At 65.0% G+C, this 13,558-nt stretch carries 13 protein-coding genes; 10 read left to right on the plus strand and 3 right to left on the minus strand.

The genetic code is table 11. The features are described from left to right. Window positions 1–79: 79 nt before the first annotated feature. Both K8374_RS23550 and K8374_RS23555 read right to left on the minus strand, forming a co-directional pair. Window positions 80–835 carry a gamma-glutamyl-gamma-aminobutyrate hydrolase family protein gene (locus K8374_RS23550; RefSeq protein ID WP_224457422.1) on the minus strand — a complete coding sequence of 252 codons (756 nt, stop codon included), beginning with the start codon at window positions 833–835 and terminating at the stop codon, window positions 80–82. A 4-nt stretch (window positions 836–839) separates the two neighbouring features. Beyond that, the gene (locus K8374_RS23555; protein WP_224457423.1) at window positions 840–2,222 is read right to left on the minus strand and encodes a glutamine synthetase family protein; all 1,383 of its coding nucleotides are present in this window, start codon (window positions 2,220–2,222) and stop codon (window positions 840–842) included. A gap of 206 nt (window positions 2,223–2,428) precedes the next feature. On the opposite strand from K8374_RS23555, the gene K8374_RS23560 reads away from it, so the two are divergent. The 5 genes from K8374_RS23560 (at window position 2,429) to K8374_RS23580 (ending at window position 7,176) form a co-directional block, all read left to right on the plus strand. Continuing rightward, complete coding sequence (locus K8374_RS23560; RefSeq protein WP_084855333.1) at window positions 2,429–3,301, plus strand: LysR family transcriptional regulator; 873 nt, start codon at window positions 2,429–2,431, stop codon at window positions 3,299–3,301. Between the two features lie 258 nt (window positions 3,302–3,559). After that, entirely contained in the window at window positions 3,560–3,823 is a 264-nt protein-coding gene (rpoZ, locus tag K8374_RS23565; protein ID WP_008091595.1) for a DNA-directed RNA polymerase subunit omega, read from the plus strand. 59 nt (window positions 3,824–3,882) lie between these two features. Beyond that, complete coding sequence (gene spoT, locus K8374_RS23570) at window positions 3,883–5,991, plus strand: bifunctional GTP diphosphokinase/guanosine-3',5'-bis pyrophosphate 3'-pyrophosphohydrolase (protein ID WP_224457424.1); 2,109 nt, start codon at window positions 3,883–3,885, stop codon at window positions 5,989–5,991. A 21-nt stretch (window positions 5,992–6,012) separates the two neighbouring features. Further along, complete coding sequence (locus K8374_RS23575; RefSeq protein WP_043209898.1) at window positions 6,013–6,393, plus strand: RidA family protein; 381 nt, start codon at window positions 6,013–6,015, stop codon at window positions 6,391–6,393. Window positions 6,394–6,450: 57 nt separating this feature from the next. Further along, window positions 6,451–7,176: a hypothetical protein gene (locus tag K8374_RS23580; protein WP_224457425.1), complete on the plus strand. Its 726-nt coding sequence runs from the start codon at window positions 6,451–6,453 to the stop codon at window positions 7,174–7,176. A 56-nt stretch (window positions 7,177–7,232) separates the two neighbouring features. On the opposite strand, the gene K8374_RS23585 is transcribed toward K8374_RS23580, so the two are convergent. Beyond that, window positions 7,233–8,084 carry an SDR family oxidoreductase gene (locus K8374_RS23585; protein WP_224457426.1) on the minus strand — a complete coding sequence of 284 codons (852 nt, stop codon included), beginning with the start codon at window positions 8,082–8,084 and terminating at the stop codon, window positions 7,233–7,235. Window positions 8,085–8,274: 190 nt separating this feature from the next. Here K8374_RS23585 and exbB point away from each other — a divergent pair, with 190 nt between their 5' ends. The 5 genes from exbB (at window position 8,275) to recG (ending at window position 13,531) form a co-directional block, all read left to right on the plus strand. Then, the gene (exbB, locus tag K8374_RS23590) at window positions 8,275–9,264 is read left to right on the plus strand and encodes a tonB-system energizer ExbB (RefSeq protein WP_224457427.1); all 990 of its coding nucleotides are present in this window, start codon (window positions 8,275–8,277) and stop codon (window positions 9,262–9,264) included. 3 nt (window positions 9,265–9,267) lie between these two features. Continuing rightward, complete coding sequence (gene exbD / locus K8374_RS23595) at window positions 9,268–9,696, plus strand: TonB system transport protein ExbD (protein WP_084855328.1); 429 nt, start codon at window positions 9,268–9,270, stop codon at window positions 9,694–9,696. After that, on the plus strand, window positions 9,693–10,427 hold the full coding sequence (locus K8374_RS23600) for an energy transducer TonB (RefSeq protein WP_224457428.1): 735 nt from the start codon (window positions 9,693–9,695) through the stop codon (window positions 10,425–10,427). Before exbD ends, K8374_RS23600 begins: the two co-directional genes overlap by 4 nt. A gap of 94 nt (window positions 10,428–10,521) precedes the next feature. Then, window positions 10,522–11,448: a hydrogen peroxide-inducible genes activator gene (locus K8374_RS23605; protein WP_084855326.1), complete on the plus strand. Its 927-nt coding sequence runs from the start codon at window positions 10,522–10,524 to the stop codon at window positions 11,446–11,448. Between the two features lie 4 nt (window positions 11,449–11,452). After that, window positions 11,453–13,531 (plus strand): ATP-dependent DNA helicase RecG, encoded by a 2,079-nt coding sequence (gene recG / locus K8374_RS23610; protein ID WP_224457429.1) that lies wholly within the window; start codon window positions 11,453–11,455, stop codon window positions 13,529–13,531. Window positions 13,532–13,558: the final 27 nt, after the last annotated feature.

Consider the following 13,558-nt stretch of genomic DNA (forward strand, 5'->3'; position numbering starts at 1 on the left):
GCTTTCACTCATTGAAAGCTGTTGCAGGGGAACGGGTCATCCGAGACCTTCGGGTAATGACGTCAGAATGCTTCTGCCGTTAACCCTCCCATGCAGCATGGGCGATGCAGGCCTCGCGGAACGCCTGGAAAAGGCGCCGGGAGACCGGGTTTTCGGCGAAACGCCATTCCGGGTGCCACTGCACCCCAAGCACGAAGCCCGGAGCGTCAGGCATCGACACCGCTTCGATCAGGCCATCCGGGGCCCGCGCCTCGACACGCAGCCCAGGGGCCAGGCGGTCGATGCCCTGGCTGTGCAGCGAGTTGACCTCGAACTGCGCAGCCAGGCCCAAGCCCTCGAACAACCCGCCCGGCTCGATGGCCACGGCGTGTCGAGGGCCGTATTGCACCTCAAGGGGTGCATCTTCAGGTTCTCGGTGGTCCAGATACCCAGGCAGCTCCTGCACACGCTGGTGCAGTGAACCACCAAGGGCCACATTCAGCTCCTGGAAGCCACGGCAAATACAGAACACCGGCACGCCGGCGGCAATGGCCGCCTGCAGCAAGGGCAAGGTCAGGCGATCACGCGCGAGGTCGTGCCGAGTGCCTTCCACGCTGGGGGCGCCATTGTAATGATGCGGCTCGACATTTGAAGGCGAGCCGGTAAAAAGAATGCCGTCGAGCCGCGCCACCAGCGCCTGGGGGTCACTGCCCCCGTCACGCGCCGGCAGGATCAGCGGCAGCCCGGCAAAGCCGGCCGCCTCGACATACTTGTCGCCCACCGTGTGCGACGAATTCTTCCCCACCTGCTGGCGGCAGGCGCTGACACCGATCAGAGGGACCGCATTTGCGCTCATGGGCTTACACCGTGTGCAGGTACCAGTTGTACTCGAGGTCGGAAATCGACACCTCGAACTCGGCCAGCTCGCTTTCCTTGCAGGCCACGAAGATGTCGATGTAGTCCGGGCTGATGTATTGGTTGAGGACTTCGCTGTCATCCAGTGCGCGCAGTGCATCGCGCAGGTTGTTCGGCAGGCTTTGCTCGAGCTGTTCGTAGGAGTTGCCTTCGATCGGCTCGCCCGGCTCGATCTGGTTGGTCAGGCCGTGGTGAATGCCGGCCAGGATCGCGGCAAGCATCAGGTACGGGTTGGCATCGGCACCAGCCACGCGATGCTCGATGCGCACGTTCTCGCTGCTGTCGGTCGGCACGCGCAGGGCCACGGTGCGGTTGTCCAGGCCCCAGCTCGGTGCATTGGGCACATAGAACTGCGCACCGAAGCGGCGATAGGAGTTGATGTTCGGGCAGAGGAACGCCATGGATGCCGGCATGGTCTCCAGCACGCCACCGATGGCGTGGCGCAGCGCCTCGCTTTGCAGCGGGTCTGCGCTGGCGAAGATGTTCTTGCCAGTCTTCTTGTCCAGCAGCGAGATATGCACGTGCAGGCCATTGCCCGCCTGGCCCGGATAGGGCTTGGCCATGAAGGTGGTGTCCATTTCATGGTCGTAGGCGATGTTCTTGATCAGGCGCTTGAGCAGAATCGCATAGTCACAGGCCTTGAGCGGGTCGGCGACGTGATGCAGGTTGACCTCGAACTGCGCCGGGGCACTTTCCTTGACGATGGCATCGGCAGGAATGCCCTGTTCCTTGGCAGCTTCGAGCATGTCCTGCAGGCAGTCGGCGTATTCGTCCAGATCATCGATCAGGTACACCTGGGTCGACTGCGGGCGCTTGCCGGAGATCGGCGAGCGCGGCGGCTGTGGGCGGCCATTGAGGTTGTCCTGGTCGATCAGGTAGAACTCCAGCTCGAACGCCGCGCAGATATCCAGGCCCAATGCGTCGAACTTGCCGACCACCTGGCGCAGCACCTCGCGCGGGTCGGCGAAGAACGGCGCACCGTCCAGCTCGTGCATGGTCATTAGCAACTGGGCGGTGGGACGCTTCTGCCAGGGCTCGTCGGACAGCGTGCCCGGGATCGGACGGCAGATACGGTCGGCATCGCCGATGTCCAGGCCAAGGCCGGTGCTCTCGACGGTGGAGCCGTTGATATCCAGGGCGAACAGCGACGCCGGCAGGTTGATGCCTTTCTCGTATACCTTGTGCAGGCTCGCGCGCTCGATGCGCTTGCCACGGACCACCCCGTTCATATCGGAGATCAGCAGGTCGACGAACTGCGTATCCGGATGAGCCTCTAGGAATTCATTCATCTCGCTGGCAGAACTGGCGCACGGAGTGACCGACGTCATGGCTGTACATCCTTTGATTCGGGGCGGCGATGTGGAGGGATACGGCTGGCGCCTTGCGGGCGGCGATGGTTGTACTGTTGTTCTTTTCACTGTCCCATCGTGGGGATAGGGTGCGGATCCGGCGCATTGATTACCGGGTGCCGTTCCACTATAAAATGGCACCTACGCAACAGACATTGGCATTACGGCAAACAGAGCGTGCATCGATGCAATACCAGATTACCCATGCGGACCTCTCCCTGGTGCTCGCCCTGGAGCGCGGTCGCTCGCTGGCCAAGGCCGCCGAGCTGCTGAAGGTCGACGTCTCGACCGTGTTTCGCTCGATCCGCCGACTGGAGTCGGCGCTGGGCACGGCGCTGTTCGTCAAGAGCCGCAAAGGCTACCTGCCTACCGATACCGCCCAGGCCCTGGCCGAACAGGCCGAGCGTGCCGAACAGGCCCTCGATGCCGCGCGTATCGCCCTGACCAGCGGAGAGCAGGTGGTCAGCGGCACCGTCCGCCTGACCTGCACCGAGGCGGTGATGCACAGCCTGCTGCTGCCGGCGCTGGCCGACTTCATGTCGAACTACCCGGCCCTGTCGCTGGAGATGGGCACCTCCAATACCTTCGCCAACCTCAGCCGGCGCGATGCCGACATCGCCCTGCGCCTGACCAACACGCCGCCGGAACACCTGGTCGGCCGCTGCCTGGGCTCTACGTCCTATGTGGTCTGCGGCCAGCCACAGTGGCGCGAACGCCTGGCCGAGTCGCACAACAACGTGCCGTGGATCGCCCCGGACGACTCCATGCAGGATCACCCCACGGTGGTCTGGCGCAACCAGCAGTACCCGGGGCTTAACCCGCGCTACCAGTGCAGCAGCATGTCGACCATCGCCCAACTGGTGAGCACCGGTCTGGGCGTGGCGGCGCTGCCCGACTACATGGTCGACGCCCTGCCCGAAGTCGAGGCCCTGAGCGGCCCCCTGCCGGGTTGCGATACCCAGCTGTGGTTGCTGACCCGCCCGGATTGCCGGGCGCTGCGCTCGGTGCAGACGCTGTTCGAGGAGCTGACCCCGCGATTGCGTGACGCGATGCTCTGAGGTTATCGTCGGGCTCAGGTATCGAGGGTGTCTGTTCCGGCCCTTTCGCGGCTGAAGCCGCTCCCACTGGGTGCAGTGATGGGCCTGAGGACAATGCTGTCCTTGTGTGGGCTTCAGCCGCGAAGAAGGCAACACAGGGCTTGAAGGTGACCACTCGACAAAACAACCCTTCCCTATTGGCTGGTGATTTTTTAAACTATCGAGTCCGCCTGCCCAACCTGGGCTGCACGCCTACCGCATTTGCTACTGAGGAAGACCATGGCCCGCGTAACTGTTGAAGACTGCCTGGAACACGTGGATAACCGCTTTGAGCTGGTCATGCTCTCGACCAAGCGCGCCCGTCAACTGGCCACCGGCGGCAAAGAGCCGCGGGTAGCATGGGAAAACGACAAGCCGACCGTCGTCGCCCTGCGCGAAATCGCCGAAGGTATCGTCACCCCTGAGTTCATCGCCGCCGAAGAGATCGTCACCGAAGATCCGGTCTTCGCCGCGTTCGAGGACGAAAACAACGAGGCTGTCTGATTCATGCCCGGTCGACATCGAGCGGCACACGGCATTCTTCCTCGGCAGGAGGTGACCCCATGCCAGGTATAGAAGCCCTCGCCGAACGGCTGTCGACCTACCTCGGCCCCGACCAGGTCAACCTGGTCCGCCGGGCCTACTTCTACGCCGAACAGGCGCACGATGGCCAACGCCGCCGCAGCGGCGAGCCCTACGTGACCCACCCGCTGGCCGTGGCCAGTATCCTGGCCGACATGCACATGGACCATCAGAGCCTGATGGCAGCCATGCTGCACGATGTGATCGAAGACACCGGCATCGCCAAGGAAGCCCTCTGCCAGCAATTCGGCGAAACGGTCGCCGAGCTGGTCGACGGGGTCAGCAAGCTGACCCAGATGAACTTCGAGACCAAGGCCGAGGCCCAGGCCGAGAACTTCCAGAAGATGGCCATGGCCATGGCCCGCGACATCCGCGTGATCCTGGTCAAGCTGGCCGACCGCCTGCACAACATGCGCACCCTGGAAGTGCTCTCGGGCGAAAAGCGCCGGCGCATCGCCAAGGAAACCCTCGAGATCTACGCCCCCATCGCCAACCGCCTGGGCATGCACAACGTGCGCGTGGAGTTCGAGGACCTCGGCTTCAAGGCCATGCACCCGATGCGCTCCTCGCTGATCCACCGCGCAGTCAAGAGCGCCCGTGGCAACCGCAAGGAAATCGTCGCCAAGATCGAGCACTCCCTGGCCAACTGCCTGGCGGCAGACGGCATCGAGGGTGAGGTCAGCGGTCGGCAGAAACACCTCTATGGCATCTACAAGAAGATGCGCGGCAAGCGCCGCGCCTTCAACGAGATCATGGACGTGTACGCCTTCCGCATCATCGTCGATAAGGTCGACACCTGCTACCGCGTGCTTGGCGCCGTGCATAACCTGTACAAGCCATTGCCTGGTCGCTTCAAGGACTACATCGCGATTCCCAAGGCCAACGGCTATCAGTCGCTGCACACCACGCTGTTCGGCATGCATGGCGTGCCCATCGAGATCCAGATCCGCACCCGCGAAATGGAAGAGATGGCCAACAATGGCATCGCCGCCCATTGGCTGTACAAGTCCAACGAGGACGAGCAGCCCAAGGGCAACCACGCCCGCGCCCGCCAGTGGGTCAAGGGTATCCTCGAACTGCAGCAACGCGCCGGCAACTCGCTGGAATTCATCGAAAGCGTGAAGATCGACCTGTTCCCGGACGAGGTCTACGTCTTCACGCCAAAGGGCCGGATCATGGAGCTGCCCAAAGGCTCCACCGCCGTCGACTTCGCCTACGCGGTGCATACCGACGTGGGCAACAGCTGCATCGCCTGCCGTATCAACCGCCGCCTGGCGCCCCTGTCCGAGCCGCTGCAGAGCGGCTCGACCGTGGAGATCGTCAGTGCCCCGGGCGCACGGCCGAACCCGGCCTGGCTCAATTTCGTGGTCACCGGCAAGGCGCGCACGCACATTCGCCACGCGCTCAAGCAACAACGCCGCTCCGAGTCCATCAGCCTGGGCGAGCGCCTGCTGAACAAGGTGCTCACCGGCTTCGACAGCAGCCTGGAGCAGATTCCCCCGGAGCGCATCCAGGGCATTCTCGCCGAGTACCGCCTGGAGCTGATCGAAGACCTGCTCGAAGACATCGGCCTGGGCAATCGCATGGCCTACGTGGTGGCCCGCCGCCTGTTGTCCGCCGAGGGCGAACAATTGCCGGCACCCGAGGGCCCGCTGGCCATCCGCGGTACCGAAGGCCTGGTGCTCAGCTACGCCAAGTGCTGCACGCCGATCCCAGGCGACCCGATCGTCGGCCACCTCTCGGCAGGCAAGGGCATGGTCGTGCACCTGGAAAACTGCCGCAACATCAGTGAAATCCGCCACAACCCGGAGAAGTGCGTGCAGCTTTCCTGGGCCAAGGACATCACCGGCGAATTCAACGTCGAACTGCGCGTCGAGCTGGAGCACCAGCGTGGCCTGATCGCACTGCTGGCCAGCAGCGTCAACGCTGCCGACGGTAATATCGAAAAAATCAGCATGGACGAACGCGACGGCCGTATCAGCGTGGTCCAACTGGTGGTCAGCGTGCGCGACCGCGTGCACCTGGCCCGCGTGATCAAGAAGTTGCGTACCCTGACCGGCGTGGTCCGCATCACCCGCATGCGTACGTAGTCCGTCAACCAAGGAGTCATCATGACCAAGACCGTCATCAACAGCGACAAGGCCCCAGCCGCCATCGGCACCTACTCCCAGGCGATCAAGGCCGGCAACACCGTGTACATGTCTGGCCAGATCCCGCTGGACCCGAAGACCATGGAACTGGTCGAAGGCTTCGAAGCCCAGACCGTCCAGGTCTTCGAGAACCTCAAGGCCGTGGCCGAGGCTGCCGGTGGTTCGTTCAAGGACATCGTCAAGCTGAACATCTTCCTCACCGACCTGAGCCACTTCGCCAAGGTCAACGAGATCATGGGCCGTTACTTCGAACAGCCCTACCCGGCCCGTGCCGCTATCGGCGTTGCCGCGCTGCCGAAAGGCTCGCAGGTCGAGATGGACGCCATCCTGGTCATCGAGTGATGCCCGTGGTGACGGGCTGCCCGCCCGTCACCTTCCCTTCCCCAAGGTTCCAGCACCATGCGCCACGCCCTTTCCCTTGCACTGGCAGCCCTGCTTCTGGGCGGCTGTGCCAGCCACAAGCCCGAAGACTACAACGGCACCTGGATCAACCAGGACGCCATCGATGCCGCCGACGGCGACAGCCTACGCCAAGCCCTGAGCGAGCACGGGCCGATACTCGAATGGAAGATCGACGTCGCCAACCAGCAGGCCAGCTACAGCAATGGCTTCGAGGCGGTCGACGGCTACCTCAGTGCCAAGGAAGACCAATGGCAGGCCAGCTTCTCTGGCGGCCAGACCGAGCAATTGAGCCTGGATGGCGACACCCTGCGCGCCACCTCGCAAGCCGGCGAAAAGCAGACGTTCGTACGGGTCAAGGCCGCACCCGCCAACGCCCCGCTGGGCGGCAGCTTTGAACAGGCTCTGTACAAGGCCTACCTGGGTGGCGACTGGAAGATCATTGAAGGCCCCGGCAAGGGGGCGGTGGTGCGCTTTGCCGAGAACGGCAGGGTGACCGGCCTGCCCAACCTCGACCGCTACGCCCTGTGCCTGGCCGGCGATTGCGCCGACATGGGCGGCGACAACGACAGCCTGTGGCTGGAGCGCGACCGGCGCGGGGCACCCTGGATTTTCAAGCGCGATGACGACACGCTGGAGATCCTCCAGGCCGTCAATCGTGCGCAACCTGACGAGAAGCCGCAACTGGCGCCAGGTGCTCGGCAGTGGCTGCTGGAGCGCGACTGACTTTTATCGGTTTCGATGACCCAATCGCCGGCAAGCCGGCGATTGGGCACTGAAGCCTAACCCTTCAGGATGGCCGCGTAGCCGTCCTTGTAGCTCGGGTACTGCGGTACCCAGCCCAACGCCCTGGCCCGCGCATTGCTGCACCGCTTGCTACCGGTGCGGCGCACCCGCTGCTCATCCGACCACTCGGTGACGCCCATGTACTGGCGCAACCAGGCCACCACCTCGGCCAGCGGCGCCGGGTCGTCGTCCACGCCGATATAGCAGTCATCCAGCGCCACCCCCCGCGCATCGGCCTGCAGCAGGAACGCGATCAGCCCTGCGGCATCCTCGGCATGGATGCGATTACCGTACAGCGGTGGCTCCTCGGCCACGCGGTAACCTTGGCGTACCTGACTGAGCAACCATTCCCGCCCCGGGCCATAGATGCCGGTCAGGCGCACGATGGAGGCCGGTAGCCCACTGTGCAGTGCCAATTGCTCCGCCTCCAGCATTACCCGCCCCGAATAGCCCTGGGGCTCGGTGACCGCGCGCTCGTCGATCCATTCGCCATCGGCCTGGCCATACACGCTGCTGCTGGACACGAACAGCACTCGTCGCGGCCGCTGCCCACGCTCCGCCAACCAACCCAGCACATGGCGTAGCCCCTCGACATAGGCCTGTTGGTAGCCCGCCTCGTCGTGCTGGCTGGCCGCCACGCAATACACCAGGTAGTCCGGCGACCGCGCCGGCCAGGCTGCTGGAATCGTCGGCTCGGCCAGGTCGGCAGCGATCGGCCACACGCCAACCGGAAGGTGCTCGACAGAGCGCCGCAAGCCGCTGACCTGCCAACCCTGGGCAAGCAGTTGTCGCGCCAGGCGGCCACCTACATCGCCACAGCCCACGATCAACACGGATGGTTCCGACATCTCCAAACTCCCAAGGCCAAAGGTTCAGGCTAGCCGGATTAATCGATGGGCGGCTAGACGTTGGTTAAAAAAGGCAACTTTATTACTTCTGCTAACAAGAATTACTTGCAATAATGGCGCCCTGTCTGTTCTCGGCCTGTCTCGAGGCCGTGGGGAACATCAATCTTTTTCTTCATCAGGTCCGGCCAGCATGACACGTACTCAACCCTCCGCTTCGCCAACCACGTCGCGCGCCTGGCGCGCCATCGCCGCGCTGACGCTCAGCCTGGTGCTGGCCCCGACCGCCATGGCCGATGAGCCTGTCGCACCCGCCACCAACGCCCCGGCAGCCGCCGCAGCCCCTGCGGCTCCCACGCAGGCACCGGCAGCCGATGCCAAGGCGCCAGCCGACGCCGCCAACGCCGCTGCCGCACCGGCCGACACCCAAGCTGCAGGCGACGAGAACGTCCAGGCCCTGGTCGAAGACACCTCCCTGGGCATGGCCCACGACCTGTCTCCATGGGGCATGTACAAGAACGCCGACGTGGTCGTCAAAGCCGTGATGATCGGCCTGGCCATCGCCTCGCTGATCACCTGGACCATCTGGATCGCCAAGGGCTTCGAGCTGATGGGCGCCAAGCGTCGCCTGCGCGGTGAAATCGCGCTCCTGAAGAAGGCCGCCAGCCTCAAGGAAGCCAGCGACGCCGCCAACAAGCCAGGCACCCTGGCCCACACCCTGGTCCATGATGCCCTGGATGAAATGCGCCTGTCGGCCAATGCTCGCGAAAAGGAAGGCATCAAGGAACGCGTGAGCTTCCGCCTGGAGCGTCTGGTCGCCGCCAGCGGCCGTGGCATGAGCAGCGGCACCGGCATGCTTGCCACCATCGGCTCCACCGCTCCATTCGTGGGCCTGTTCGGCACCGTGTGGGGCATCATGAACAGCTTCATCGGCATCGCCAAGACCCAGACCACCAACCTGGCCGTGGTCGCCCCCGGCATCGCCGAAGCCCTGCTGGCCACTGCCCTGGGCTTGGTCGCAGCGATTCCTGCCGTGGTCATCTACAACGTCTTCGCCCGCTCCATCGCCGGCTACAAGGCCCAGGTCTCCGACGCTTCGGCGCAGGTCCTGCTGCTGGTCAGCCGTGACCTGGACCATCAGGGCAGCGAGCGCGTCGCCCCGCACGTGGTCAAAGTGGGGTAAGCCATGGGCCTGCATCTCAACGAAGGTGGCGACGACCTCGCCGAAAACCACGAAATCAACGTCACACCCTTCATCGACGTGATGCTGGTGCTGCTGATCATCTTCATGGTCGCGGCACCGCTGGCCACCGTCGACATCAAGGTCGACCTGCCTGCCTCCAGCGCCAAGCCGGCGCCAAGGCCCGAGAAGCCGGTGTTCGTCAGCGTCAAGACCGACAAGAAGCTGTTCGTCGGCGATGACGAGGTGGCCCAGCGTGACCAGCTGGGTGCGATGCTCGACGCCAAGACCAAGGGCGACAAGGAAACCACCATCTTCTTCCAGGCCGACAAGGGTGTTGACTACGGCGACCTGATGGATGTGATGAACACCATGCGCGCGGCCGGCTACCTCAAGGTCGGCCTGGTCGGCCTCGAAACGGCAGCCAAGCAATGACGAACACACGGTCCAACCTGGCGCGCTACGGCGTCAGCCTGGCGATCGTGCTGGGCGTGCACGCCCTGGCGGTGCTGCTGACGCTGAACTGGTCGGTACCCAAGGCCATCGAGTTGCCGCCGGCAGCCATGATGGTCGAGCTGGCGCCGCTTCCTGCGCCAGCCCCACCGCCACCGCCCAAGGCTGCGCCGAAGCCTCCGGCCCCGGTCGAAGAGCCGCCGCTGCCCAAACTGGTGGAAGCGCCCAAGCCGAAAATCGCCGTTCCCAAGCCGCCCAAGCCGAAGGCCAAGCCGCAGCCGCCCAAGCCCGAGAAGAAGCCTGAGCCGCCGAAGGACCTGCCGCCGGCCAAGGAAGAAGTCGTCGATACGCCGCCAAGCAACACGCCACCGCAGAAGTCGGCGGCACCGGCACCGAGCGTCGCGGCCAACAGCAAAGCCTTGCCGACCTGGCAGAGCGACCTGCTGCGCCACCTGGCCAAGTACAAGCGCTACCCGGAAGACGCACGCCGTCGCGGCCTGCAAGGCATCAACCGGCTGCGTTTCGTGGTCGATGCCGATGGCAAGGTACTGTCGTTCGCCCTCGCCGGTGGTTCGGGCAGCGCGGCACTGGACCGGGCGACCCTGGAGATGATCCGCCGGGCGCAGCCTGTACCCAAGCCGCCGAAGGAGCTGCTGAACAACGGCCAGATCGAGGTGGTAGCGCCGTTCGTCTACTCGCTGGACCGCCGCTGAGGCGTTTGCTTCTGTCACAAAACGGCAAGTCTGATAACGTGCGTCTATCGATTGCAGCCGCTATGCTGGGGCCGCAACTTCATGGACGCACGTTATGACCCTCACAGAATTACGCTACATCGTCACACTCGCCCAGGAGCAGCATTTCGGCCACGCCGCCGAGCGTTGCCATGTCAGCCAGCCGACCCTGTCGGTCGGGGTGAAGAAGCTCGAGGACGAGCTCGGTGTACTGATCTTCGAACGCAGCAAGAGCGCGGTGCGCCTGACCCCGGTCGGCGAAAGCATCGTCGCCCAGGCCCAGAAGGTGCTGGAACAGGCCCAGGGCATCCGTGAGCTGGCCCAGGCCGGCAAGAACCAGCTGACCGCGCCGCTGAAAGTCGGGGCCATCTATACCGTCGGCCCCTATCTGTTCCCCCACCTCATCCCCCAGCTGCACCGGGTCGCCCCGCAGATGCCGCTGTACATCGAGGAAAACTTCACCCACGTGCTGCGCGAGAAACTGCGCAACGGCGAACTGGATGCAGTGATCATCGCCCTGCCGTTCAACGAGGCCGACGTGCTGACCCTGCCGCTGTACGACGAGCCCTTCTACGCGCTGATGCCCGCCGACCACCCCTGGACCGCCAAGAAGACCATCGACACGGCCATGCTCAACGACAAGAGCCTACTGCTGCTTGGTGAAGGCCACTGTTTCCGCGACCAGGTGCTCGAGGCCTGCCCGACCATCAACAAGGGCGGCGAAGGCTCCAAGCACACCACGGTCGAGTCCAGTTCGCTGGAAACCATCCGCCACATGGTCGCCTCGGGCCTGGGTGTGTCGATCCTGCCGCTGTCGGCCGTCCACAGCCATCATTACGCCCCCGGCGTGATCGAAGTGCGCCCACTGACGCCGCCCTCGCCGTTCCGCACCGTGGCCATCGCCTGGCGCGCCAGCTTCCCGAGGCCGAAGGCCATCGAGATCCTCGCCGACTCGATCCGCCTCTGCTCGGTCGCCAAGCCGCCCGCGGACAAATCGGCCTGAGCCCATGACCGAGCTGTCGAACGTCCCGGTCACCGCCCTCAAGGGCGTGGGCGATGCCATGGCCGAGAAATTGGCCAAGGTTGGCCTGGAGAACCTCCAGGACCTGCTATTCCACCTGCCCCTGCGCTACCAGGACCGTACCCGCGTAGTGCCCATCGGTGCCTTGCGCCCGGGCCAGGACGCGGTGATCGAGGGCGTGGTCAGCGGTGCCGACGTGACCATGGGCAAGCGCCGCAGCCTGGTGGTGCGGCTGGGCGACGGCACCGGCGTGCTGAGCCTGCGCTTCTACCATTTCAGCAATGCCCAGAAGGAAGGCCTCAAGCGCGGCACCCACCTGCGCTGCTACGGCGAGGCCCGCCCCGGTGCCTCGGGGCTGGAGATCTACCACCCGGAATACCGCGCGCTCAATGGCAGCGAACCGGCACCACCGGTGGAGCAGACCTTGACGCCGATCTACCCCACCACCGAAGGCCTGACCCAGCAACGCCTACGCCTGCTCTGCCAGCAGAGCCTGGCCATGCTCGGTCCGCGCAGCCTGCCCGACTGGCTGCCTGCGGAGCTGGCCCGGGACTACCAATTGGCGCCGCTGGACGATGCCATCCGCTACCTGCACAACCCTCCGGCCGACGCCGACTTGGACGAGCTCGCGGAAGGCCAGCACTGGGCCCAACACCGTCTGGCCTTCGAAGAGTTGCTGACCCACCAGCTTTCCCAGCAACGCCTGCGTGAAAGCCTGCGCACCCTGCGCGCCCCGGTCTTGCCCAAGGCCAGTCGCCTGCCGGCTCAGTACCTGGCCAACCTGGGGTTCAACCCCACCGGCGCCCAGCAGCGGGTCGCCAACGAGATCGCCTACGACCTCAGTCAGCATGAGCCGATGATGCGCCTGGTCCAGGGCGATGTCGGGGCTGGCAAGACGGTCGTCGCCGCCCTCGCCGCGCTCCAGGCCCTGGAGGCCGGCTACCAGGTGGCGCTCATGGCGCCCACGGAGATCCTCGCCGAACAGCATTACCTGACCTTCAAGCGCTGGCTCGAGCCCCTGGGCATCGAAGTGGCCTGGCTGGCCGGCAAGCTCAAGGGCAAGGCCCGCGCCAGCGCCCTTGAGCAGATCGCCAGCGGCGTGCCGATGGTCGTCGGCACCCATGCCCTGTTCCAGGAGGAAGTGAAGTTCCGCCACCTGGCCCTGGCGATCATCGACGAACAGCACCGTTTCGGCGTCCAGCAGCGTCTGGCCCTGCGCCAGAAAGGCGTGGCCGGCCAGCTGTGCCCACACCAGCTGATCATGACTGCCACGCCGATCCCGCGCACGCTGGCCATGAGTGCCTACGCCGACCTGGACACCTCGGTGCTCGACGAACTGCCGCCTGGCCGTACCCCGGTCAATACCGTGCTGGTGGCCGACAGCCGCCGCTTCGAGGTGGTCGAGCGGGTACGCGCCGCCTGCGCCGAAGGGCGCCAGGCGTACTGGGTGTGTACCTTGATCGAGGAGTCCGAGGAGCTGACCTGCCAGGCCGCCGAAAGCACCTTCGAGGAGCTCGGCAGCGCCCTGGGCGAGCTGCGCGTGGGCCTGATCCACGGGCGTATGAAACCGGCCGAGAAAGCCGCGGTGATGGCCGAGTTCAAGGCCGGCAACCTCCAGCTGCTGGTCGCCACCACGGTCATCGAGGTGGGGGTGGACGTGCCCAACGCCAGCCTGATGATCATCGAGAACCCCGAGCGCCTGGGTCTGGCCCAGTTGCACCAGTTGCGCGGCCGTGTGGGTCGGGGCAGCGCCGTCAGCCATTGCGTGCTGCTCTACCACCCGCCTTTGTCGCAGATCGGCCGCGAACGGCTGGGCATCATGCGCGAAACCAACGATGGATTCGTGATTGCCGAAAAAGACCTGGAGTTGCGCGGGCCCGGGGAGATGCTGGGAACCCGTCAGACCGGCCTGCTCCAGTTCAAGGTGGCCGACCTGATGCGCGACGCCGACTTGCTCCCGGCAGTGCGCGATGCCGCCCAGGCGCTGCTGGCACGCTGGCCGGACCACGTCAGCCCGCTGCTCGATCGTTGGTTGCGCCATGGCCAGCAGTACGGGCAAGTTTGAAAACCTCTGTGGGAGCGGGTTTACCCG

This window comes from Pseudomonas sp. p1(2021b), from assembly GCF_020151015.1.
Classification (GTDB): domain Bacteria; phylum Pseudomonadota; class Gammaproteobacteria; order Pseudomonadales; family Pseudomonadaceae; genus Aquipseudomonas; species Aquipseudomonas putida_K.

Coding starts and splice junctions, on each gene's coding strand:
- K8374_RS23550 (WP_224457422.1), bottom strand. CDS start 835: ATGAGCGCAAATGCGGTCCCTCTGATCGGTGTCAGCGCCTGCCGCCAG.
- K8374_RS23555 (WP_224457423.1), bottom strand. CDS start 2,222: ATGACGTCGGTCACTCCGTGCGCCAGTTCTGCCAGCGAGATGAATGAA.
- K8374_RS23560 (WP_084855333.1), top strand. CDS start 2,429: ATGCAATACCAGATTACCCATGCGGACCTCTCCCTGGTGCTCGCCCTG.
- rpoZ (WP_008091595.1), top strand. CDS start 3,560: ATGGCCCGCGTAACTGTTGAAGACTGCCTGGAACACGTGGATAACCGC.
- spoT (WP_224457424.1), top strand. CDS start 3,883: ATGCCAGGTATAGAAGCCCTCGCCGAACGGCTGTCGACCTACCTCGGC.
- K8374_RS23575 (WP_043209898.1), top strand. CDS start 6,013: ATGACCAAGACCGTCATCAACAGCGACAAGGCCCCAGCCGCCATCGGC.
- K8374_RS23580 (WP_224457425.1), top strand. CDS start 6,451: ATGCGCCACGCCCTTTCCCTTGCACTGGCAGCCCTGCTTCTGGGCGGC.
- K8374_RS23585 (WP_224457426.1), bottom strand. CDS start 8,084: ATGTCGGAACCATCCGTGTTGATCGTGGGCTGTGGCGATGTAGGTGGC.
- exbB (WP_224457427.1), top strand. CDS start 8,275: ATGACACGTACTCAACCCTCCGCTTCGCCAACCACGTCGCGCGCCTGG.
- exbD (WP_084855328.1), top strand. CDS start 9,268: ATGGGCCTGCATCTCAACGAAGGTGGCGACGACCTCGCCGAAAACCAC.
- K8374_RS23600 (WP_224457428.1), top strand. CDS start 9,693: ATGACGAACACACGGTCCAACCTGGCGCGCTACGGCGTCAGCCTGGCG.
- K8374_RS23605 (WP_084855326.1), top strand. CDS start 10,522: ATGACCCTCACAGAATTACGCTACATCGTCACACTCGCCCAGGAGCAG.
- recG (WP_224457429.1), top strand. CDS start 11,453: ATGACCGAGCTGTCGAACGTCCCGGTCACCGCCCTCAAGGGCGTGGGC.